Genomic DNA, 21,311 nt, shown 5'->3' with positions numbered 1-21,311 from the left:
GGGCCTTTCGCGGTCTTTGCGGGCCAAACGCGGGGGGTCTTCTTGGGCCCCCCCCGGGCCCCACGGCCCCCCACTTGCCCTATAGCCCGGCGCCCCGGCCCCCCCGGGGGGAGGATGGCTTATTTCTTCACCAGCTCGTTGGCATAGGCTTCAAGCTCGCTGAGGCCGCCCTTGACGTCGGTACGGGTGCCGGTGACCAGTTCCTCGAGGATGATGCCCCAGCGATCGCCGAGATCCGGCCAGCGCGGATCCTGCCAGAAGTTGACCGCCGTGACCTTGCCCGTCTCGGCCAGCGCCTGACCGAGATCGGCGCCGTAGATGTCGGCGAATTCCTTGCTGGACAGGATGCTGGTGCGGTTCAGCTCACCGAACTGGTGGGCGTCGAGCCGGCGCTTCTCGTTTTCCTTCGACGTCGCCCAGGCGATGAACAGGCCCGCGCATTTCTTCGAGGCATCGTCGGCATTGGCCTTTGCGGCGATGGCGAGGCCATGGCCGTAGCCACCACCGGTGAGCGGCGCCGGCGGCGGCAGGAAGCCGATCTTGCCGACCACCTGCGATGTCTTCGGATCGACAGCCATGCCCGACAGCGGCGTCGATTCGACGAGAATGGCAACCTGGCCCGACAGGAACGCGCCGGTCGATTCATCCCAGCTGCCGGTCTGCGTGCCGGGCGCCGAATCCTTGAACAGCTTCAGGTAGGTTTCGGTTGCCTTCACGGCGGCATCCGAGTTGAAGGCTGGCTTGTCGCCGTCGAACCACTGGCCGCCATAGGCCTTGAAGAACGGCATCCAGCGCCAGACATTGGCGCCCGAACCGCGTGCGCCGCGCAACGCGATGCCATATATGCCCTTGTCCGGATTGGTCAGCTTCGGCACGTCGGCGATCAGTTCGTCCAGCGTCTTCGGTGGCTGGATGCCGGCCGCCTCCAGAATGTCCTTGCGGTAGACCATCAGGTCGCCGCCGCCGGTCAGCGGCGCGAACCAGGCCTTGCCGTCATAGGTGGCGACCTTCTGGCGGCCCGGATCGAAATCGGCGTAGTCGTAGTCCGCCGGATAATAGTCGGTGAGCGGCACGATCCATTTCGACGAAGCGAACAGGGCGACGTTGGCTTCGTCGACATAGTAGACGTTGTAATTGCCGACGGTGGACGCATCGGCGCGCGATTTCGCCCGGCGGTCGTTCTCGTTCAGATAATCGATCTGGAAGCTGGCACCGGCAAGCTTCTGGAACTCGTCCTTGGAGTCCTGCAGAAGCGTCAAGCCGTCACGTGGCTGCGCCAGCACTTTGACGGGCGCCGAGCAGACCGGCGCCTGCGCCAGGGCGATGGTGGAAACGGTAGTGGAAAGCATAAAAGCTGCGCCAAGGCTGGCAGCAAGCCGAACTGGTTTCATGATCTTTTCTCCTCCAGGAACAATTCGCAGGAAGCGGAAGTCCTCGGGCTACGCGATCCTCACCATCGCCCGAGTGACAATGCCACCCGTTGCTAAAATGCGGAGTTGCGAGGAGGCTTGCTAGAAGCCTCGTTGCAACAGACCTGTACTTTTATGCATTGTGCGATGCAAAAACCGGCGCCGCGATACGAAGCCTGTCACATGAGTATCGATTTGGTCTGAAAGGGTATTTCAGGACGCGCTTATGCACGCATTGTCAGCCGCTGACGCGACAGCCGGCGATAGGATGACGGCGTCATCTTGTGCTTGCGCATGAAGGCGCGGTTGAAGTTCGATATGTTCATGTAGCCGACCTGAAAACAGATGTCGGTGATCGCAATATCGGTGTCCGCCAACAGCTTGCAGGCCTGCCAGAGCCTGAGCTTGGCAAGGTGGTCGCTGAAGCTGTTGCCGGTGTTCTTCTGGAAGAACCGCGAAAACGTGCTCTCCGTCATTCCGGCCAGTTCCGCCACCTCCGGCAGCTTCAGATCCTCGGCGAAATGCTGGAACAGATAGGTCAACGTGCGCTGGATGATGTCCAGCGAGGCGGCATCGAGAACCGGCGAGAAATCCGGCGACGACAGCAATTCGTATTCGTCGGTGCGGGCGAGAAGATCGACGAGATTCAGGAAAAGACAGAACCTGTTCAGCCCGCTAACCTCACCCATCCGCTCCATGATGTCGGCACCATCCAGCGCGGTGCGGCCGTGAAAAACCATGCCGCGCAGCGAGCGTTCGAGGAACGGTTCCAGTTCGCGCAACTCCGGCAACAGGCCTGCTGACCCGCTCAATCTCTGCGCATCGAACTGCAGGACGATGTCGCGGCCTTCGATCAGTTCTCCCGGTTGCACCGCGGTCACCCAATCATGCGGCAGCCCGCCACCGACGATGGTCAGGTAGCCCGGCCCGAATTCGCCGATATGATCGCCGACCAGAACCACGCCGGAGGATTTTCGCAGCAGATGGATCTCGTATTCCGGATGGAAGTTCCAGACATTGCGCTCCCAGGGATAGTCGTCGAGCCGCCACAGGAAACTTTCGCTCGCCTCGGTGACGATGTGCTCGAAGGACGGCGCCGTCCGCGGGATCGCGGCCGTGTTCTTCCTGCGCCTGAACTGCATCCTGCCTCCTGAAAAATCCGGGAACTGTCATCGTACCCCGTCGTCCATGCAATCCGTAGCAGCCGATTGCCCGCATGTGAAATGCACCTCAGCGGCAAGGTTGGTGGTCCGGCTGGCTCAATCTGTTCCCACCCCTCCTCTCTTGCCTTCATGTCGCGTTTCGTCCAGAAGCTGGCGCAAACGCCGCGAAACCGAAGGTTTTGCCGTTTGAAATGCGGCTTCCGGTTCTTTGCCGACGTGCCGCGACTGGAAAGAGCAGGAAATGTCTGCGATCGAAGCCGGTGCTCGCGCGCCGGAAAATCTTTGGCGTCAGGAAATCATGGCGACGCTGGCGCTCGCCTGGCCGATGGTGCTGACCAATCTCGGCCAGACCGCGATGACGGCCACCGACGTCATGATGATGGGTCGTCTGGGGCCTGGTACGCTGGCCAGCGGCGCGCTTGGCGCCAACCTTTATTTCATGCCGCTGATCTTCGGGCTTGGCCTGATGCTGGCGACCTCGCCGATGATCGCGACCGAGCTCGGCCGCCGCGGCCATTCGGTGCGCGACCTGCGCCGCACCGTGCGCCAGGGCCTGTGGCTGGCGATTTTGATCTCGATCCCGATCTGGCTCGTGCTTTGGCACGGTGAGGCCATTCTGCTGGCGATGGGCCAGGATCCGGCGCTCGCCCATGAGGCGGGTGTCTATCTTCGCTGGCTCGAATGGGCGGTGCTGCCCTTCTATGGCTATATCGTGCTGCGCTCGTTCATCTCGGCGCTGGAGCGGCCGGGCTGGGCGCTGGTCATCGTCTTCGTCGCCGTCGCCTGCAACATCTTCTTCAACTGGGTGTTCATGTTCGGCAATCTTGGTGTGCCTTCGATGGGCATCGCCGGCTCGGGCCTTGCCACCTCGCTGTCCAGCACGCTGATGTTCGTCGGCATGGCTGTCGTGGTGATGCTGGAGAAGAAGTTCCGGCGCTACCGTCTGTTCGGGCGCTTCTGGCGCGCCGACTGGCTGCGCTTCAGGGGCCTTCTGCGGCTCGGCCTGCCGATTGCCGGCCTCCTCGCCTTCGAGGTGACGATCTTCAATGCGGCAGCGCTGCTGATGGGTCTGATCGACGCGGATTCGCTGGCCGCGCACGCCATCGCCATCCAGATCGCCTCGATCAGCTTCATGGTGCCGCTTGGCCTCAACCAGGCGGTAACGGTGCGCGTCGGGCTTGCGCACGGCGCCGGCAATCCGGAAGGCGTTTCCCGCGCCGGCTGGACCGCCTTCGTCATCGGCGTTCATGGCGCTGATGGGGCTGGTGATGATCCTGTGGCCGCATCCGCTGATCAGCGCCTTCATCGATCTGGGCAATCCGGCCAATGCCAGGGTGATCGCGCTTGCCGTGTCGTTCCTCGCCTTCGCAGCACTGTTCCAGGTCTTCGATGGCGCGCAGGCCGTGGCCGCCGGCATGCTGCGCGGCCTGCACGACACCAAGGTGCCGATGATCTATGCCGCGATCGGGTATTGGGGCGTCGGCCTGCCGCTCGGCGTGCTGCTCGCCTTCCATTTCGGCTTCCACGGTGTCGGCATCTGGATCGGCCTGTCGTCGGGGCTTGCCGTGGTGGCGGCGCTGCTTCTGGCGCGCTGGCTGCGGCGGGATCGCCTGGCACCGCCGCTCGCCTTTGGTCATTGAAATGGACGGCCGCCGGCTCGGCGGCTGTTTGTCCTAACATCGGGGAGCAGAAAGCTGGCGTTCTGCTACCTGCGGGGATATGGGCGGTTCCCTCCTTCAGTGGCCAATGACGTATCATGCCAATCTTGCCGAGGACGAAGGTCTAACCTACACCCTCATCTCGGACATGGATGGACTGGTGTGACTGCGTGAGACAGGCGGCAAGCGCGACATCTGCTCCAGGAACGTGTGACCAGTGCTAGGGGCAAGCCGTGAAGCGCGCATTTTTTCGATTGGTTGCTTCGATGATCCTGGTGTCCGTCGTAACCGGCTGCACCGGCATTTCCTACTATGCGCAATCCGTGAACGGTCATCTGCGGATCATGACGGCGCGCAAGGATGTCGGGAGACTGATCGAGGACCCTTCGACGCCGAAGGCATTGCGCGCCCGAATGGCATCGGCGAGTGCCATACGACAGTTTGCAACAGATCAACTGGCGCTGCCCGACAACAATAGCTACCGCAGCTATGTTGATATCGGCCGGGACTCGGTGACATGGGCTGTCTTCGCCGCGCCGGAATTCTCGCTGACGCCGCGAACATGGTGTTTTCCCGTTTTCGGCTGCGTGCCCTACCGAGGATATTTTTCCAAGAAGTCCGCGATTGAAACCGCAGTCGAACTTCGAGAACAGGGCATGGACGTCTATGTGACGGGCATCACTGCATATTCCACGCTTGGCTGGTCAAGTGACCCGCTGCTAAGCACGATGTTCAGCGAGGATGAAACCTATCTTGCAGGGCTGGTTTTCCATGAACTGGCCCACCAGCGCGTCTACGTGCACGACGATTCCGCATTCAACGAGGCGTTCGCTGTCGCCGTCGAAACAACCGGCGTGAAAAAATGGCTGCGCGCGACTGGTGATACCGCCGCATTGCGCCGTTACGAAGCTGCCCGGAGGCGCAAGACCGGATTTCTTGCGCTTGTCTCGCAGACCCGGGACGAGTTAACGCAAGTCTATTCCAACTCCGGCACCTCGGAGCAAAAGCTGGCCGCAAGGACGGCCGCGATTGAACGGCTGCGGATGCGCTACCGATACATGCGCGACATGCGCTGGGGCCGATACCGGGGATATGATGCCTGGTTCGCTTCCCCAATCAACAACGCGAAGCTCGCCGCGACTGCCGTGTACGGGGAACAGGTTCCGGCGTTTCTCCGCCTGTTCGACTTGTGTTCGGGCGACTATATCAGGTTCTATGCGTCGGTCCGACGGATTGGCGCACTGGACGAAGCTCACCGTGCCGAAGCACTTGCGGCGGCAGAAAGCTGTTATTGAGCCGGTCAAATGTGAAGGCCCGAAGCGTCGGAGATATCCCGGAATCCAGCCTCGGTCATCCACGCGCGATACCGACCTTCAGTGTACGATTCGTAACGGATACTCCTGGCGAAGCTGAACGAACGTCGATTTCTGAGAATGTCTATCGCCGCCTCGAACGTCCGACATGCGCGCGGTTCTACTGGTCCGAAAACCTCACGCTCACGCCACGCTGCCGAAAATAAGCCTGCATCAATTTGCGGCCCGAACGGTTGTTCTGCGCCAACTTGGTCGGATCGAACACCGCCTGTTTTATCCCCTCTCGCGTCAGCGCCGCCTTGAGCGTCGCGATATGTGCGTCGATGTCGGCATTGTCCGCCCGGAGCGAGGCATAGATGCTCTCGGTCGCCTCGGCCACGGTTGGTTCGCTCACTGGTGTCGTCCTTTGGTTGGTTTGGGCGGCGGCTTAGCACAGATTCGCGGCTCCGCCGATACCGATGATACCGTCAGTACACGGCGCCCGTCGCGAAAGCGAACCGTTCCTTATGGGGCTTCGTAGAGTTCCAGCGGCAATCCATCCGGGTCCCTGAAAAAGGTAAACCGTTGGTCTGTATATGGGTCGATCCGGATTGGCTCAACAGCAACGCCCGCGGCTTCCAGGCGCATAATTACGGGATCAAGATTCGCCACGGCAAAAGCCAGATGTCTCAGGCCTGTCGCCTCTGGATGGGACGGCCGCATCGCTGGTGCGGGGAAGGAGAACAATTCCAGTTGGACCGACCCGATCCGCAGATCCGCCTTCCATGACCGCCGCTCCTCCCGATAGACCTCCCGGATCAGATCGAGGCCGAGGAGTTCGACGTAGAACCGTCGCGACCGGTCGTAGTCGGTGCAGATCAACGCGACGTGGTGAATGGCGTTCAGCATACTGCCAACTCTAGTCAAGCTGGGATTTGAGGCCAAGGTCACCATTGGCTACGCGGCACTTTGTCGATGTCGCCGTTCGCGAAGGTCGCCTGCGCGCCTTCACTTGTGAGAGACCACTTGGGTCAAAAGCTGACGAATCCTGTCGTCCCCTAGGTGGTGTTCAACACAACATGCCTTCCGCTCAGTGTAATGCCGCCCGCTTCTCGAGCTTGCGCGCGTATTGTGTCAGCGGAAAGCACATGACGAAAAAGATCAGCGCCACCAGCCCGTAGACCTTGAACGGTTCGAAGGTGGCGTTGTTGATGGCGTTGGAGGTTCGCACCAGCTCCTCGAAGCCGATGATCGAGGTAAGCGCGGTCGATTTGATCAGCTGCACCAGGAAGCCCACAGTCGGCGCGCGGGTGATCGAAAACGCCTGCGGCAGGATGATCAGCCTGAGCTCCTGGAGGTAGTGCAGGCCGAGGCTGGCGCCGGCGTCCCACTGGCCTAGTGGCAGCGCGGCGACGCCGGAGCGCCAGATTTCGGCGAGATAGGCGCTGGCGAAGAAGGTGAGGCCGAGCACCGCCGCCGTCCATGGCTCGATGCGCAGGCCGAGCATCGGCAGGCCAAAGAACATCAGGAACAGCTGCATCAAGAGCGGCGTTCCCTGGAACAGGGCGATGTAGCCGGAGGCGAGACGCCGGCTCCACTGGTTCTTGGCGATCCTGAAGAACAGCACGATCAGACCGACGATGCCGCCGCCGATGAAGGCACCCAGCGACAGCAGTACCGTCCAGCGGGCGGCGAGCAGCAGGTTGCGCACGATGTCCCAGAAGGTAAATTCGATCATGACACGCCGGCCCCCAGGACGCGGCGTCCGCCCGTGACCAGCAGCCGGCGCAGGGCCATCGACATCAAGAGATAGACCATCGTCACGACAAGATAGGTCTCGAAGGAGCGGAAGGTGCGCGCCTGCAGCATGTCGGCTTCGTAGGTCAGTTCACGCACCGCGATCTGCGACACCACGGCGGACTCCAGCATCATGATGACGATCTGGCTGGTCAGCGCCGGGAAGATCACCTTGAGCGCCTGCGGCAGCACGATCTTGATGAAGACCTGGCGCGGCCTCAAGCCCAGCGCGAGCGCTGCTTCCGTCTGTCCGCCGGGCACGGCGTCAAGCCCGGCGCCGACGATCTCGATGGTGTAGGCCGCCATGTTGAGCGTCATCGCCAGCATGGCGGCAAGCACCGGATCGAGCCTGATGCCGAGGCTGGGCAAGCCGAAGAAGATGAAGAACAGCTGCACCAGGAACGGCGTGTTGCGGACGATCTCGACATACCAGGCGATGGCCCGCTTGAGCAGCACCGGGCCGTTGCGCCGTCCCGCGGCACCCAGGATGCTGAGGAACGTTCCCGCCAGCGTGGTTACGGCGATCAACAGGATCGTCGTGGCCGCGCCTCGCGCGATATCGCCGACAGCACCTGGAAGCCAGGCAAAGGCCACGGAAACTCAGTCCTTGAGATTGTCAGGATTGAGCGACGTCTTCAGCCAGGCTTTCGAGCTTTCGTCCAGCTTGCCGTCCGCCAGCATCTTGGCGACGGCGTCGTTGACCGCCTTTTTCAGGCTGTCCTCACTCTTGTTGAGGCCGATATGCGAGGGCGAGGTCAGGAGCTGGAACTTCTGCTCCGGCTTCAGCGCGTCCTGCTTGGCCAGCACCTGCGCACCGACATCGTTGCCGACGACCATCAGCTGGGTCTGGCCGGAGATGAAGGCCTGGATCACCGAATTATAGTTGTCGAAGCGCTTGATGTCGGCGGACGCCGGCGCTGCCTCGGTGAGCGAGGTGTCTTCCAGCGTGCCTCGGTTGACGGCGATCGACTTGTCGGCGAGGTCTTCCTTGCCCTTGACCGATAGTGCCGCCGGACCGATCACGGCGATGTAGTAGGGCGCGTAGGCGACAGCGAAGTCGATGACCTGCTCGCGTTCCTTCGAATAGCCGACGCTCATCAAGAGGTCGACGCGGTGATCGTTCAAGTATGGGATGCGGTTCTGGCCCGTGACGGCGACGGGGTTGAGCTCCACCTTGAGCGTGTCGGCGATGTATTGCGCGACATCCATGTCATAGCCCTTGAGGCTCATATCGGCGCTGGCCGAGGAGAAGGGCGGAAAATCGGCGAAGACGCCGACATTGATGCTGCCGGCCTTGGTGATATCCGCCAGCGCATCGGCGACGGCGGCCTGTGTCGCGAGGCCGAAACCGGTCGTGCCAAGCATCAGCACGGCGGCGATTGAGGTAAATGTCTTCCGGATCGTCATTTTATTCCCCTGTCTGGACGCTTTGTTTGTTTGATACGGCCGCCGGCTCCAGCACGGCGGCCGCCTTTCTATCTGAACGTCAGGCTCCCTTGCCGGTGACAGCCGGGCTGAACACCATCAGACTCAGTATCTCGAACAGCACCTGTGCGGCGGCATGCGCCGTGTTGGTGGTAGCGTCGTATTGCGGCGCCACCTCGACGACGTCGCCGCCGACGATGTTGAGACCTTTCAGGCCGCGCAGCAGTTCGAGCACTTCGCGTGTCGTCAGCCCGCCGACTTCCGGCGTGCCGGTGCCGGGCGCGAAGGCAGGATCGATGCTATCTATATCGAAGGAAACGTAGGTCGGCCCGTCGCCGACGATCTTGCGCGCCTTCTCGATGATGGCGGGAATGCCGAGACCGGTCACCTCCTCGGCATGGACGACGGTCATGCCGGACTCGTAGGTGAACTCCCACAGATATTCGGCCGAGCCGCGAATGCCGATCTGGATCGTGCGCGTCGGATCGAGCACGCCGTCGAGCACGGCGTTGCGGAACGGCCCGCCATGGTGGAATTTGGTCATGTCGAACAGGCCACTGGTGTCACAATGGGCATCGATGTGGATCAGCCCGACCGGAGCCTTCTTGCCGACGGCCTTCAGGATCGGATGGCTGATCGAATGGTCGCCGCCCACAGACAATGGAATGACGCCGGCATCGACGATCTGGTTGGTGCGGCGCTCGATATCCTCGTGGCTGACCTCCAGCCGATAGCGGCTGCGGAACGGCGTATCGCCGATGTCGGCGACCCTGAGCTCATGCGTAGGCGCGCATTCCAGCACGTGATTGTAGGGGCCGATGCGCTCGATGGCGCGCAGCGCCCTTGGCCCGAAGCGCGAGCCCGGCCGGTTGGTGACGCCGAGATCCATCGGCACGCCGATCATGGCCACCTGCAAATCGCCGAAATCCGGATTGTCGGCCGCTATTTCGCGGTAGGGCGCGGCGAGGAAGGTCGGGATGCCGGAATAGGGCGCCAGCCGTGTACCGCTCTTGGAAAAGATCTTGTCGGCGACCTTGCGGAATTTCGGGTCGAACATTTCGCCGCCATGGCTTTCGCCATATTTGCGACGCAACGCGTCGAGCTTGCCGCGATCGTATCCCATATCCGCTCCTCCTGCCGGGCTGATGCAGTGCGACCATTGGCGATGCCTGGCGAGCCGACCATCATCCGGCCGGGTCGCTGTCGCGCTGGCTGCCTGCAGATTTCACGTCTTGAAGCTGTTCCGAGCTCAAGTGTCTGGCAGCCGCATTGAAAAATCAAATGATAATGTTAGGGTGCTCTCTGTGAGAAAATCTCACAATCAACCCTGAGCACGATCCCGTCCGAAAACCGGCCTCCACTTTTCGGGATCGTGCTGAAATGGATGCTCATGGCCAACCGGCTGCCGCCTCTCAATCCACTGCGTGCCTTCGAGGCAACGGCTCGCCATGGCTCGCTGACCAAGGCGGCGAGTGAACTGAACGTCACGCATGGCGCCATCAGCCACCAGATCAAGGCACTCGAGCAGTCGCTCGGCGTCAAGCTGTTCGAGCGGGTCGGTCAGCGGGTCAAACTGACTCCACACGGCGCCGAACTCTTGCCTGCGGTCTCGACGGCCTTCGACAGCATCGCGGCCGCCACCCAGCGCATGACAAGGCCGGCGAGCAGCGGCACACTTTCAGTCTCCTGCGTGCCGGCGCTGCTGTTGCTGTGGATGACACCGCGGCTCGGCGGTTTCATGGCGCAATATCCCGACATAAGGCTGACGCTTATCCCCTCCAACGACCCTAAGGATCTGCGGGCGCCGAATATCGACGTCTGCGTGCATTATGGCGACGGCAGCTGGGCCGACTGCTGGATGCGCAAATGGTCGGGCCTCGAACTGTTTCCCGTGGTCAGCCCGACCTTGATCAACAACCGTCCGATCCGCGGCGTCAGGGATCTCGCCGACCATGTCTTCCTGCATGGCGACGATGGCCGCGAATGGCACACATGGCTGGCGGCCGCCGATGCGCTGGACCTGGAGCGGGGCCGCCGCCATCATCTTGGCGATGCACGCGTGGCGACCGAGGCGGCGGTGCATGGCCATGGCGTGGCGTTGGGCGATTCGGTGACGGCAAGTGCGCTGCTGGCCAGGGGTATGCTGGTCGCGCCGTTCAGCCTGTCGGTGCCGGCGGTCGACGATTTCTATGTCGTCTGCCGCAACGAGATGAGGGCGACGCCGATCGTTCAGCTGTTCATCGATTGGCTGTTCGCCGAGAAGGCGCAAGATGACGGCCGCGCCGACGCACCGGTGGCGGGCCGCATCGTCAGCCGCCGCAAGCGTCCGGCGCTCAGGGTCATCGGTGCCAAAACCGGGACCTGACAACGGCTTGCGGTGGCCGCCGGTGATGTTCCGTCTCCGCAGGGTTCTCTTTTTGTCGGGCCAGCCTGAAACCGGGCAGCGTTTTTGCCAATTCGATGCTATGAGGCCTGTCGCGGTTGTGGATTGCAGGCAGCAAAGGCGGTGTTGAAACATGGCTAAGACCGATATTGCGCGGCGGGTCTACAACCACACCTGGAAGCTCGATCCGATCGTGCGCAGCCTGCTCGACACGGATTTCTACAAGCTTTTGATGCTGCAGATGATCTGGGGCATGTACCCCAAGGTCGAGACCACCTTCTCGCTGATCAACCGCACCACTTCGGTTCGCCTCGCCGAGGAAATCGATGAGGGCGAATTGCGCGAACAGCTCGATCATGCCCGCACCTTGCGCTTCTCCAAGAAGGAGATGATCTGGCTCGCCGGTAACAATTTCTACGGCCGCAAGCAAATCTTCGAGCCGGAGTTTCTCGCCTGGCTGGAAGGCTTCCGGCTGCCCGAATACGAGCTGTCGAAGCGGGACAGGCAATATGAACTGACCTTCAGCGGGCCGTGGATGTACACCACGCTGTGGGAGATCCCGGCGCTGGCGATCATCAACGAACTCCGATCTCGCGCGGCCATGCGGGCGTTCGGGCCGTTCGCGCTCGATGTGCTCTATGCCCGTGCCAAGGCCAAGATGTGGGCCAAGACCGAGCGGCTGAAAGCGCTGCCCGGCATCCGCATCTCAGACTTCGGCACGCGCCGGCGCCATTCCTTCCTGTGGCAGCGCTGGTGCGTCGAAGCGCTGAAGGAAGGCATCGGCGAGGCGTTCACCGGCACCTCCAACGTGCTTCTGGCGATGGACAACGACCTCGAAGCGCTCGGCACCAACGCGCATGAACTGCCGATGGTGTTCGCGGCGCTGGCCAATTCGGAAAAAGAGCTGAAACAGTCGCCCTACAAGGTGCTGCAGGACTGGCAGCGCTATTATGGCGGCAATCTGCTGATCGTGCTGCCCGATGCCTTCGGCACCGCGTCGTTCCTGCGCGACGCGCCGGACTGGGTGGCCGACTGGACCGGCTTCCGCCCCGACAGCGCGCCGCCTATCGAGGGCGGCGAGAAGATCCTGTCGTGGTGGCGCGACAAGGGCAAGGATCCCCGCCAGAAGCTGCTGATCTTCTCCGACGGGCTTGAGGTCGAGACAATCGAAGAGACCTACCGCCACTTCAAGGGCAAGGTGCGGATGTCCTTCGGCTGGGGCACCAATTTGACCAATGATTTCGAAGGCTGCGCGCCGACCGAAACCAACAGGCTCGACGCCATCTCGCTGGTCTGCAAGGTCACCGAAGCCAATGGAAGGCCGGCGGTCAAGCTGTCGGACAACCCGGCCAAGGCAACCGGCGACGAGGACGAGATCGAGCGGTATTTGCGCATCTTCGGTGAAAAGGACCGCGTGGAGCAACTGGTCAAGGTGTGAGGGGTGGCCGCGGCAGCCAAGATGGCAGTCTTGGATAGGATGAGTTCCTTCGCCACCGAACGCCATCGTCGGTCGTTTGCCTTGTTGCTTGCGGCCCTGTGGTTCATCTCACCCACCCCGGCCTTCGCCCACGCCTCCGATCGCGGCCACGTCCTGCTCCTGCCAACCGGCTACTATCTGGCCGGCGGCGCCTTTGCCGTTGCCGTCAGCTTCCTCGTCCTGGCACTGCTGCCAGCGGATTCGCTTGGACGTTTCTGGCGCCGGCGCCTGCCGCTATTCACCTTCAGTGACAGCGCCCGCACTGCCGTCAGCCTGATATCCTTTGCCGGCTTTGCAATCCCCGTCACCGCCGGCTTGTTCGGCAGTCGAGACCCGCTCTCCAACCCGCTGCCACTGGTGATCTGGACCCTTCTATGGGCTGGCACCACGCTGCTGCAGGGCGTCTTCGGCGATCTCTGGTCGTGGCTTAACCCGTGGTACGGTCCGTGGCGCCTCGTCTCGCACCTGTTGGGCGGGGACGACGGGGGAAGGTGGCGACTCCCGCGATGGCTTGGCTACTGGCCGGCAGTGATACTGTTTGTCGCCTTTGCCTGGTTCGAACTCATCGATCCGGCGCCTGACGATCCGGCGCGGCTGGCTTGGATCGTGGGCCTTTACTGGCTGTTCTCTTTCCTTGCGATGCTGGCATTCGGCTATCGCGCCTGGAGCCGCGGCGGCGAATTCCTGACGGTCTTCTTTTCGCTAGTGGCACGCTTCGCTATCGTCGAGCGCGACGAGAACGGCCGGCTTGGCCTGTGCTGGCCGGGCGCCAAACTGCTGGCCGCCGAGCCGTTGCCGACCAGCGGCATTGCCTTCCTGCTGCTGGCCCTGTCATCCGTTTCCTTCGACGGCCTGTCGAAAACCTTCTTTTGGCTCGGCCTGTTCGGCATCAACCCGCTCGAATTTCCCGGCCGCACCGCGGTTATCGGCAGCGGCACTCTCGGGCTCGTCCTGACATTCGTGCTGCTGGCGGCGGTGTTCCTGCTCACGGTCTGGCTCGGCCAGCGTCTCGCCGGCAGCGATCAAACTCTTGGACAGGCGGCTGGCCTGCTGGTGTGGTCGATCGTGCCGATCGCGCTTGCCTATCATGTCGCGCATTATCTGACGGCGCTGCTCGTCGACAGCCAATATGCGCTTGCGGCACTTTCCGACCCGTTCGCGCTAGGCTGGAACCTGTTCGGCACCGCCGACATGCGGATCGAGGCCGGCATCGTTGGCGGGGCGGACTCGGCGTGGTGGCTGTGGAATGTCCAGGCCGGCACCATCATATCAGGCCATGTGCTGGCCGTCCTCGTCGCCCACGGCTTCGCCTGGCGCCTGCACCCGCAGCCCTCCCGCGCCGCGCTCAGCCAGTTCCCGCTTACCCTGCTGATGATCGCCTATACCGTCTTCGGCCTCTGGTTGCTTGCCACGCCGACCGTCGGATGAGAAAAAGGCGGCCTCGAATATCGCTGGAGAAGCTCGCTTGCCACATCAAGGCTTTGGTGATTTAGTTTGTACACATGCAATTTTTTACGTCCTCTGAGCGAGGATGCCGAAGCGCCTTAATCGTTGGTCAACACTGAAAAAACAGGGGAACGAACATGGCTGACAAGAACGGATTTTTCGACCTCTCCAAGACCGCCCTCAGCCGCCGCACGGCGTTGAAGGGTCTGGCCGCGGGCGCCGGCCTCGCCGTCGCACCGGGCTTCGTCCGCTATTCCCAGGCGCAGAGTTCGGCGCCGATCAAGATCGGCTTCCAGTCGCACCGCACCGGCATCGGCGCCGCCTATGGCCGCTGGTACGAGAAGACCACCGCCGCCGCGGTCAAGGCGATCAACGCCGCCGGCGGCATCAATGGCCGTCAGGTCGAGGTGATCATCGAGGATGACGGCACCGATCCCGGCCGTGGCGCCGAGGTGGTCGGCAAGTTCGCCACCCAGCACAAGACCGACATCGTCTTCGGCACGCTGTTCTCGCATGTCGTCATCGGCTCGGCGCCCGCCGCCGGCGAAAACAAGATGCCCTATTTCGTCGTCAGCGAAGGCCACCACGTCGCCTCGACCAAGCTGAACCGGTATGTCTTCCAACCAGGCATCACCGACGTGAAGAGCCAGATCCAGTCGATGGCGCCGTGGATCGCAGCCAATGCCGGCAAGAAGGTGACGCAGATCTTCCCCGATTTCGCCTTCGGCTACGACCATCGCGACTACCTACCGCCGGCGCTGAAGGCGCAAGGCGCCGAGGTCATCGCGCAGATCGCCATTCCGCCGACGGAATCGTCCTTCACCAAGTACTTTCCGCAGATCCCGGCCGAGACCGAGGTGATCTACCACGTCATGGTCGGCCCGGCCGTGCTCACCTTCGTCAAGGAGCTCGGTGAGTTCTACGGCTCCAACCGGCCGCAACTGTTCGGCTTCATCGATTCGCTCGAAGCCACCGACATCAACAGCCCCGGCCTCGAATTCCTCGACGGCAGCCATTTCTGGGAAGGCTCGCCGCGCTATGCGCAGCCAGACGATTCCGAGGCGCAGAAAGCCTATCGCGCCGCCGTCGGCATCGACGACAATGGTGCCGCCGTCGGCGACCCAAAGGACGTCTCGACCGCCGCGCACATGTTCGGCTGCTGGGAGACGCTCTACGTCGTCAAGAAGGCGATGGAAGACGCCGGCTACAAGGGACCGGAAGACCGCGCCAAGCTGGTCGAGGCCACCGAGGCCCTGACCGAATTCGCCGAAGGCCCCGAGCATCCGCAGGGACCGAAAACCTTCAACGGCAAGATCCACCAGTGCTTTGGCATCCAAAACATCTCCAAGGTCGAAGGCGGCAAGCTGAAGGTCGTGCACAAGACCAAGATCGAGGACGGGCTTTACGAGGCCGAGGGGGATTATACGACGCAGGCGCTTTAGGCTTGGTCCTTTAAGCGCAGTGCCCTTCGGCCCACCCCCCTCTGTCCTGCCGGACATCTCCCCCACAAGGGGGGAGATTGGATTTCACGGCGGGTTTCGCCAACTACCAACGAGGGCGCTAAGGCGCCGTCGCAGGTACTGCCAATCTCCCCCCTTGTGGGGGAGATGCCCGGCAGGGCAGAGGGGGGTGCCTCGCGCACCCATTGGCGTGTAGCCGATGCACTTTGGTCCTCACCTCCTCCTCGCCGCCCTCGAAGGCCTCGTCACGTCGGCGGTGCTGGCGCTGACCGCGCTTGGGCTATCGCTGGTGTTCGGCGTCATGCGGGTGGTCAATGTCGCGCATGGCGAGTTTTTCATGCTCGGCGCCGTGCTCGCCTGGGCGATCACCACCGCGATCGGGGGCCATCCGGCGCTCGGCTTCCTGGCGGCACTGGTAATTGCGCCGCTGATCGTCGGCGCCATAGCGCTGGTCGCCGAACGGCTGGTGCTGCGCCGGCTCAACTACAATCCGGAAGCCACCATCGTCGCCACCATCGGCATGCTCTACATCATCCAGCAGCTGGCGCTGACCTTCTACGGGCCGGAGGCGCGGCCGGTGGAGCCGCCCTTCAGCTACCGCATCCTTTTGCCGTGGTTCGGCTACTCCGGCTACAAACTGTCCGTTATCGCCGCTTCGGCGCTGCTGCTGCTCGCGACCTGGCTGGTGCTGACGCGCACCAAGATCGGCCTCGTCATGCGCGCCACGCAGTATGACAGCGAGACGGCGCAGGCCTTCGGCATTCCCGTCGGCCGCGTCTATGGCGGCGTCTTCGCGCTCGGCGCCATGCTGGCGGCTATCGCCGCGGTGCTGATCGTGCCGATCAGCCAGGCGCATTATCTGATGGGGCAGGACCCGCTGCTGCTGTCCTTCATCGTCGTCATCATCGGCGGCCTCGGCTCGCTGCGCGGCACCGTCGTCGCCGCCGTGCTGATCGGCCTGTCCGACGGCATCATCTCGATGTTCTTCTCACCGACGCTGGCCAAGATCATCGCCACGCTGCTGGTGACCATGGTGCTGGTGTTCCGGCCGCAAGGCCTGTTCGGGACGGCATCGCGATGAGCGAAGCCTCGCCGGCAAAAGCCTACGCACTGCATCTCGGCGTCATCGCGCTGCTCTTCGTGCTGAGCTTCCTTTTACCGGACTATTATCACGGCCTGCTCGCCCGCATCATGGTGCTGGCGGTCTTCACCATGGGCTACAACATGCTGTTCGGCTATGTCGGCCTGCTCAGCCTCGGCCACGCCATGTTCTTTGCCGCCGGGCTCTATGGCGCCGGCCTTGCCGTCATCCAGCTCGGCTGGAGCGTACCATTGGCTTTCCTAGGCGGAATTGCCAGCGGTGCTGTCCTGGCACTGGCGATCGGCCTGCTGGCACTGCGCACCACGGGTGTCGCCTTCATGATCGTCACCATGATGTTCGCCCAGGTCTTTTATCTCCTCATCCTCTATTTCGCGGCATGGACCGGCGGCGACCAGGGCATGGTCGTGCCGCAGCCGGCGCGGGTGCTCAGCTTCGGCGCCACCTCGCTCGATCTCATCAATCCGACCGTGCGCTACATGACGGCGCTGGCGCTGTTCTCGCTCGTGCTGCTCGTCACTCTCGCCATCGTCCGCTCCCGATATGGGCGCGTGCTGGTCGCCATCCGCGAAAACGAGGAGCGGACGAAGATGCTCGGCTACGATACGTTTTCGAACAAGCTTGCCGCCGTCGTCATCTCCGGCACCATCTGCGCTGCCTCGGGCGCCGCCTATGCGCTGCTGTTCGGCTATGTCGGATCGAGCTTCGCCTCTGTGCAGTATTCGATCCTGCCGCTGCTGTGGGTGCTGCTCGGGGGTGCGGCCACGACGCTCGGGCCGCTGGTCGGCACGCTGTTCATGTATTATGTCATCGACATCACCAGCGGCTACACCTCGGCCTATCTGCTGATCGTCGGCATCGCGCTGATCCTGCTGGTGCTGTTTTTCCCGAAAGGCATTCTGGGCAGCATCCGCCAGCGTTGGCTCGGATGGCTGCCATGATGCCGCTTCTGACCACCAAGGGTCTGTCGCGCAACTTCGGCGGCCTGCGTGCCGTCGACGGCGTCGATTTCGAGCTGATGCCGGGCGAAATCCGCGCCGTCATCGGCCCCAACGGGGCGGGGAAGACCACTTTCGTCAGCCTGGTCAGCGGCCGCATCCAGCCGTCTTCCGGCATGATCGTCTTCGATGGCACCGACATCACCAGCCAGCCGGCCTATATCAGGGTCCGCAAGGGCATCGCCTACACGTTCCAGATCACCAGCGTCTTTGCCAATCTTTCGGCCTACGACAATGTCGCGCTGCCGGTGCAGCGGACTTTGAGCGACGGCCGCTCGAAGGGTGCGGTCAGGGTCGGCGTCATGGCGGCGCTCGAACGCACGGGGCTGGCCGATCGCGCCCACATGCCGGCCGGGCAATTATCCTACGGCCATCAGCGCCTGCTGGAAGTGGCGATGGGCCTGGCGCTGAAGCCGCGCCTGCTGATTCTCGATGAGCCAACGCAAGGCCTTGCTGACAGCGAGATCGACAATTTCATCACTCTGGTGCGCGAGATCGCTAAAAACGCCACCGTGCTTCTGATCGAGCACAACATGCCTGTCGTCATGCAACTGGCCGACCGCATCACCGTCTTCAATGCCGGCAAGATCCTGGCCGAAGGCACGCCCGAGGCGATCCGCGAGAATGCCGCGGTGCAGGAAGCCTATCTGGGGACCGCCCCATGACCGAAACAAACAAGGCTGAACCTAAGTCTAAAGCACTCAGCATCTCGGGGCTCGACTGCTTCTATGGCGAAGTGCAGGTGCTCTATGGCCTCGACCTCACGCTGAACAAAGGCGAGGTGCTGTGCCTGTTCGGCCGCAATGGCGCCGGCAAGACGACGACGCTCAAGGCCATCATGGGGCTGGTCCCCTCAAGCGCCGGCTCGATAAGGCTCGACGGCCAGGAATTGACAGGACTGCCGGCGCATGAGGTGCCCAAGGCCGGGGTCGCCTATGTACCGCAGGGAAGGCGGCTGTTCGCCGAGATGACGGTGGCCGAAAACATCGAGATCGGGCTGATGGCGCGCGGCAAGGGCAAGGCGACGCGCGAAAACGTGCTCGACCTGTTCCCGCTGCTGCGCCAGCGGCTGCGGCAACGCTCCGGCACGCTGTCCGGCGGTGAACAGCAGATGCTGGCAATGGCGCGCGCGCTTTGCCTGGAGCCGCGGGTGCTGCTGCTCGACGAGCCGACCGAGGGCCTGATGCCGTCGATGATCGCCAAGATCCGCGAGACGGTGTCGAAGCTGCGTGACATGGACGTTTCGACCATTTTGGTCGAGCAACGGGTCGATGCCGTGCTGTCCGTCGCCGACCGCGTTGCGTTCATCGAAAACGGCCGCAACCGCGAAACGGTCGATGTCGAGGAGCTGCGCGCCGATCCGTCGGCGGTGCGCCGCTACGTTGGTGTCGGTTGATCAGCCGAAAAACAGAAAACCCGCGATCAGGAATGTCGGGATCAGCACAAGGCCGGACCATGCCATATAGCCGAAAAAGCCCGGCATCCTGACGCCGCGATGGCGGGCTATGGCGTAGACCATGAAGTTCGGCGCATTGCCGATATAGGTGTTGGCGCCCATGAACACCGCGCCGGCCGAGATCGCCGCCAAGGTCGAGGCGAATTCCGTCATCAGGTGCCGTGGGTCGCCGCCGGCAAGCTCGAAGAACACCAGATAGGTCGGCGCATTGTCGAGGAAGGACGACAGCGCCCCGGTCAGCCAGAAATAGGCGATGTCGCTGGGCGCGCCCGAGGGCGAGGTGACGAGGGCGACCAAGGTCGCCAGCGCGCCGTCATGTCCGGCTCTCAAGATGGCGACGACCGGCACGATGCAGATGAAGATGCTGGCGAACAGCTTTGCGACTTCCGCGATCGGTCCCCAATTGAAGCCGTTCGCCTCGCGGTGGCTCTTGTAAGAGACGGCGAGCGAAAGGAAGGCGAGCGCCAGGATGATGGCGTCACGCGCCAGGTTCTGCAGCTCGAGACTCACGCCGAGGACGGAAAAGCTCACGCCCGGCTTCCAGGCCGCCGACAGCAGAATGGCACCGATCACGCCGGCCAGCAGTGGGAGGTTGGCTAGGCCGCGCAGGCGCACCTTCGTATCCGGTGTCGGATCTTTGATCTTCGGCGCGCCAGCCTCGCGCCGGTGCAGGACGATGTCGATGCCTAGGAAGACGGCCAGCACGACACCGCCGACGAACAGCGTTTCGCGCCAGAGATTGGCGGTCGTCCAGAAGAAGTCGATGCCTCTGAGAAAACCGACGAACAGTGGCGGATCGCCCAAAGGGGTCAGCGAGCCGCCGATGTTGGAGACCAGGAAGATGAAGAAGATCACGACATGGGCGTTGAACGGGCGGTTGTCGTTGGCGCGCAGGATCGGCCGGATCAGGATCATCGAGGCGCCGGTCGTGCCGATGACCGAGGCGAGTAGTGCGCCGACCAGCAACAGCCCGGCATTGACCAGCGGTGTGCCGTGAATGTTGCCGGCGACGAGAATGCCGCCCGAAATGGTGAACAGCGCAAACAGCAGGATGATGAACGACATGTATTCGGTGAGCAGCGCATGCAACACCGCCTCGGTCGCCGAGGGGACGCCGAAGGCAAGCGCCAGCGGCACAATCACCAGAGCGGCCCACAGGGCTGCGATCTTGCCGTAGTGATGCTCCCAGACATGGTGGAAGAGCAGGGGACCAGTGGCGATCGACAACAGCAGCCCGGCAAAGGGCAGCGCCCACCACAGCGACATCACGGCGCCGGGCAGACCGTGTTCCTCCGCCGCCAAGGCCTGCGCCGGGAAGAGCATTGCGACAGCGATTGCGGCACCCGCCATCACACCCGCCGCGGTCGGTAAAAAGCCCCTCTTGCGCCCCACGGTCCGATCAATCCGACAAGGGATCTTCGAGCGTCACTCCGGCGTCGCGCATGCGGTGCAGCATTGTATCGAGCGAACCGTTGAGATCGATGCCACGGCAGGCATCAAGCCTGACGGTGGTCTTGAAGCCCTGGCTGACGGCGTCCAGCGCCGAGAACGCAACGCAGAAATCGGTCGCCAGCCCGACCAGGGTCAGCGTGTCGATGCCGCGTTCCCGGAGATAGCCGGCAAGGCCGGTCTGCGTCTTGCGATCATTCTCGAAAAAGGCCGAATAGCTGTCGATATCGGGCCGAAATCCCTTGCGGATGACGAGTTCGGCCTTGGTCCAGGCAAGGCCGGAATGGAAGTCAGAGCCCAGGCTGCCCTGGATGCAATGGTCCGGCCACAGCGTCTGCTGGCCATAGGGCATTTCGATCATTGTGAAAGGCTGCGCGCCGGGATGGCTGGAAGCAAAGCTGGAATGGCCGGCGGGGTGCCAGTCCTGCGTCAGCACGACGTGATCGGCGTGCCGAATCAGGTCGTTGACCAGCGGCACGATCTCGTCGCCGCCAGCGACCGCCAGCGCGCCGCCCGGGCAAAAGTCGTTCTGCAGGTCGATGACGACAAGCGCTTCGTCGGCCATGCGGCTTCCTTCTCTCTGCCTCGATGCCGCTGTCGCGACCCGAGGCAGAAACTTGACCAGATGGCCGGCCGCGTCAACCTCTGGCCGCATAACAAATGCGTGCCGGGCGAGCCGCCGCAAACTCCGGCTTTGACAAATCCTGCCGGCTTGATATCATTTGCATACGAATGAATTTACCCGGCCGCCGATGCCGGCAGGGTCTTTCGAAATACCGGTTTCTGGAAGACCTCTTTT

At 62.8% G+C, this 21,311-nt stretch carries 19 protein-coding genes and 1 pseudogene; 10 read left to right on the top strand and 10 right to left on the bottom strand.

Going from position 1 to position 21,311, the window contains the following annotated elements; translation table 11 throughout:
• Positions 1 to 119: 119 nt before the first annotated feature.
• Both NKH03_RS21415 and NKH03_RS21410 read right to left on the bottom strand, forming a co-directional pair.
• Positions 120 to 1,391, bottom strand: a complete 1,272-nt coding sequence (locus NKH03_RS21415; protein WP_352970363.1) for an ABC transporter substrate-binding protein — start codon at positions 1,389 to 1,391, stop codon at positions 120 to 122.
• Between the two features lie 242 nt (positions 1,392 to 1,633).
• A complete protein-coding gene (locus NKH03_RS21410; protein WP_352970362.1) occupies positions 1,634 to 2,551 on the bottom strand; it encodes an AraC family transcriptional regulator in 918 nt (305 codons plus the stop codon).
• A gap of 262 nt (positions 2,552 to 2,813) precedes the next feature.
• Here NKH03_RS21410 and NKH03_RS21405 point away from each other — a divergent pair.
• A pseudogene (locus NKH03_RS21405) lies at positions 2,814 to 4,212 on the top strand (MATE family efflux transporter).
• Between the two features lie 284 nt (positions 4,213 to 4,496).
• Entirely contained in the window at positions 4,497 to 5,525 is a 1,029-nt protein-coding gene (locus NKH03_RS21400; RefSeq protein WP_352970365.1) for an aminopeptidase, read from the top strand.
• 178 nt (positions 5,526 to 5,703) lie between these two features.
• On the opposite strand, the gene NKH03_RS21395 is transcribed toward NKH03_RS21400, so the two are convergent.
• The 6 genes from NKH03_RS21395 to speB form a co-directional block, all read right to left on the bottom strand.
• Entirely contained in the window at positions 5,704 to 5,937 is a 234-nt protein-coding gene (locus tag NKH03_RS21395) for a hypothetical protein (protein WP_352870067.1), read from the bottom strand.
• Positions 5,938 to 6,047: 110 nt separating this feature from the next.
• Positions 6,048 to 6,431: an SMU1112c/YaeR family gloxylase I-like metalloprotein gene (gene gloA2, locus NKH03_RS21390; protein WP_352970360.1), complete on the bottom strand. Its 384-nt coding sequence runs from the start codon at positions 6,429 to 6,431 to the stop codon at positions 6,048 to 6,050.
• A 181-nt stretch (positions 6,432 to 6,612) separates the two neighbouring features.
• A complete protein-coding gene (locus NKH03_RS21385) occupies positions 6,613 to 7,260 on the bottom strand; it encodes an amino acid ABC transporter permease (RefSeq protein ID WP_352878108.1) in 648 nt (215 codons plus the stop codon).
• Entirely contained in the window at positions 7,257 to 7,913 is a 657-nt protein-coding gene (locus NKH03_RS21380; RefSeq protein ID WP_352970358.1) for an amino acid ABC transporter permease, read from the bottom strand. Before NKH03_RS21380 ends, NKH03_RS21385 begins: the two co-directional genes overlap by 4 nt.
• Before the next feature lie 6 nt (positions 7,914 to 7,919).
• The gene (locus tag NKH03_RS21375; protein ID WP_352970357.1) at positions 7,920 to 8,726 is read right to left on the bottom strand and encodes a transporter substrate-binding domain-containing protein; all 807 of its coding nucleotides are present in this window, start codon (positions 8,724 to 8,726) and stop codon (positions 7,920 to 7,922) included.
• Between the two features lie 79 nt (positions 8,727 to 8,805).
• A complete protein-coding gene (gene speB / locus NKH03_RS21370) occupies positions 8,806 to 9,867 on the bottom strand; it encodes an agmatinase (protein WP_352970356.1) in 1,062 nt (353 codons plus the stop codon).
• A 267-nt stretch (positions 9,868 to 10,134) separates the two neighbouring features.
• Here speB and gcvA point away from each other — a divergent pair, with 267 nt between their 5' ends.
• The 8 genes from gcvA (at position 10,135) to NKH03_RS21330 (ending at position 19,003) form a co-directional block, all read left to right on the top strand.
• Positions 10,135 to 11,109, top strand: a complete 975-nt coding sequence (gene gcvA / locus NKH03_RS21365) for a transcriptional regulator GcvA (protein ID WP_352878112.1) — start codon at positions 10,135 to 10,137, stop codon at positions 11,107 to 11,109.
• Between the two features lie 151 nt (positions 11,110 to 11,260).
• The gene (pncB, locus tag NKH03_RS21360; protein WP_352878113.1) at positions 11,261 to 12,565 is read left to right on the top strand and encodes a nicotinate phosphoribosyltransferase; all 1,305 of its coding nucleotides are present in this window, start codon (positions 11,261 to 11,263) and stop codon (positions 12,563 to 12,565) included.
• 39 nt (positions 12,566 to 12,604) lie between these two features.
• Complete coding sequence (locus NKH03_RS21355) at positions 12,605 to 14,032, top strand: hypothetical protein (protein ID WP_352970355.1); 1,428 nt, start codon at positions 12,605 to 12,607, stop codon at positions 14,030 to 14,032.
• Positions 14,033 to 14,187: 155 nt separating this feature from the next.
• Positions 14,188 to 15,492, top strand: coding sequence for an ABC transporter substrate-binding protein (locus tag NKH03_RS21350; protein WP_352870076.1), 1,305 nt, complete (start codon positions 14,188 to 14,190; stop codon positions 15,490 to 15,492).
• Positions 15,493 to 15,709: 217 nt separating this feature from the next.
• Entirely contained in the window at positions 15,710 to 16,591 is an 882-nt protein-coding gene (locus NKH03_RS21345; protein ID WP_352970354.1) for a branched-chain amino acid ABC transporter permease, read from the top strand.
• Complete coding sequence (locus tag NKH03_RS21340) at positions 16,588 to 17,550, top strand: branched-chain amino acid ABC transporter permease (protein WP_352970353.1); 963 nt, start codon at positions 16,588 to 16,590, stop codon at positions 17,548 to 17,550. The genes NKH03_RS21345 and NKH03_RS21340 overlap by 4 nt, the downstream gene beginning before the upstream one ends.
• On the top strand, positions 17,547 to 18,272 hold the full coding sequence (locus NKH03_RS21335; RefSeq protein WP_352878123.1) for an ABC transporter ATP-binding protein: 726 nt from the start codon (positions 17,547 to 17,549) through the stop codon (positions 18,270 to 18,272). Before NKH03_RS21340 ends, NKH03_RS21335 begins: the two co-directional genes overlap by 4 nt.
• The gene (locus tag NKH03_RS21330) at positions 18,269 to 19,003 is read left to right on the top strand and encodes an ABC transporter ATP-binding protein (RefSeq protein WP_352878126.1); all 735 of its coding nucleotides are present in this window, start codon (positions 18,269 to 18,271) and stop codon (positions 19,001 to 19,003) included. Before NKH03_RS21335 ends, NKH03_RS21330 begins: the two co-directional genes overlap by 4 nt.
• Here the strand turns inward: NKH03_RS21330 and NKH03_RS21325 are convergent, their stop codons facing one another.
• Together NKH03_RS21325 and pncA are read right to left on the bottom strand one after the other, a co-directional pair.
• Complete coding sequence (locus NKH03_RS21325; protein ID WP_352970351.1) at positions 19,004 to 20,413, bottom strand: sodium:proton antiporter; 1,410 nt, start codon at positions 20,411 to 20,413, stop codon at positions 19,004 to 19,006.
• 49 nt (positions 20,414 to 20,462) lie between these two features.
• A complete protein-coding gene (pncA, locus tag NKH03_RS21320; RefSeq protein WP_352870082.1) occupies positions 20,463 to 21,077 on the bottom strand; it encodes a bifunctional nicotinamidase/pyrazinamidase in 615 nt (204 codons plus the stop codon).
• Between the last annotated feature and the right edge of the window lie 234 nt (positions 21,078 to 21,311).

The organism is Mesorhizobium sp. M1406, assembly GCF_040317555.1.
Taxonomy (GTDB): domain Bacteria; phylum Pseudomonadota; class Alphaproteobacteria; order Rhizobiales; family Rhizobiaceae; genus Mesorhizobium.
The sequence above is the reverse complement of the archived record's forward strand: the minus strand, read 5'-3'. Positions and strand labels throughout refer to the sequence as shown.

Coding starts and splice junctions, on each gene's coding strand:
- NKH03_RS21415 (WP_352970363.1), bottom strand. CDS start 1,391: ATGAAACCAGTTCGGCTTGCTGCCAGCCTTGGCGCAGCTTTTATGCTT.
- NKH03_RS21410 (WP_352970362.1), bottom strand. CDS start 2,551: ATGCAGTTCAGGCGCAGGAAGAACACGGCCGCGATCCCGCGGACGGCG.
- NKH03_RS21400 (WP_352970365.1), top strand. CDS start 4,497: ATGATCCTGGTGTCCGTCGTAACCGGCTGCACCGGCATTTCCTACTAT.
- gloA2 (WP_352970360.1), bottom strand. CDS start 6,431: ATGCTGAACGCCATTCACCACGTCGCGTTGATCTGCACCGACTACGAC.
- NKH03_RS21385 (WP_352878108.1), bottom strand. CDS start 7,260: ATGATCGAATTTACCTTCTGGGACATCGTGCGCAACCTGCTGCTCGCC.
- NKH03_RS21375 (WP_352970357.1), bottom strand. CDS start 8,726: ATGACGATCCGGAAGACATTTACCTCAATCGCCGCCGTGCTGATGCTT.
- speB (WP_352970356.1), bottom strand. CDS start 9,867: ATGGGATACGATCGCGGCAAGCTCGACGCGTTGCGTCGCAAATATGGC.
- gcvA (WP_352878112.1), top strand. CDS start 10,135: ATGGCCAACCGGCTGCCGCCTCTCAATCCACTGCGTGCCTTCGAGGCA.
- pncB (WP_352878113.1), top strand. CDS start 11,261: ATGGCTAAGACCGATATTGCGCGGCGGGTCTACAACCACACCTGGAAG.
- NKH03_RS21355 (WP_352970355.1), top strand. CDS start 12,605: ATGAGTTCCTTCGCCACCGAACGCCATCGTCGGTCGTTTGCCTTGTTG.
- NKH03_RS21350 (WP_352870076.1), top strand. CDS start 14,188: ATGGCTGACAAGAACGGATTTTTCGACCTCTCCAAGACCGCCCTCAGC.
- NKH03_RS21345 (WP_352970354.1), top strand. CDS start 15,710: ATGCACTTTGGTCCTCACCTCCTCCTCGCCGCCCTCGAAGGCCTCGTC.
- NKH03_RS21340 (WP_352970353.1), top strand. CDS start 16,588: ATGAGCGAAGCCTCGCCGGCAAAAGCCTACGCACTGCATCTCGGCGTC.
- NKH03_RS21335 (WP_352878123.1), top strand. CDS start 17,547: ATGATGCCGCTTCTGACCACCAAGGGTCTGTCGCGCAACTTCGGCGGC.
- NKH03_RS21330 (WP_352878126.1), top strand. CDS start 18,269: ATGACCGAAACAAACAAGGCTGAACCTAAGTCTAAAGCACTCAGCATC.
- NKH03_RS21325 (WP_352970351.1), bottom strand. CDS start 20,413: ATGGCGGGTGCCGCAATCGCTGTCGCAATGCTCTTCCCGGCGCAGGCC.
- pncA (WP_352870082.1), bottom strand. CDS start 21,077: ATGGCCGACGAAGCGCTTGTCGTCATCGACCTGCAGAACGACTTTTGC.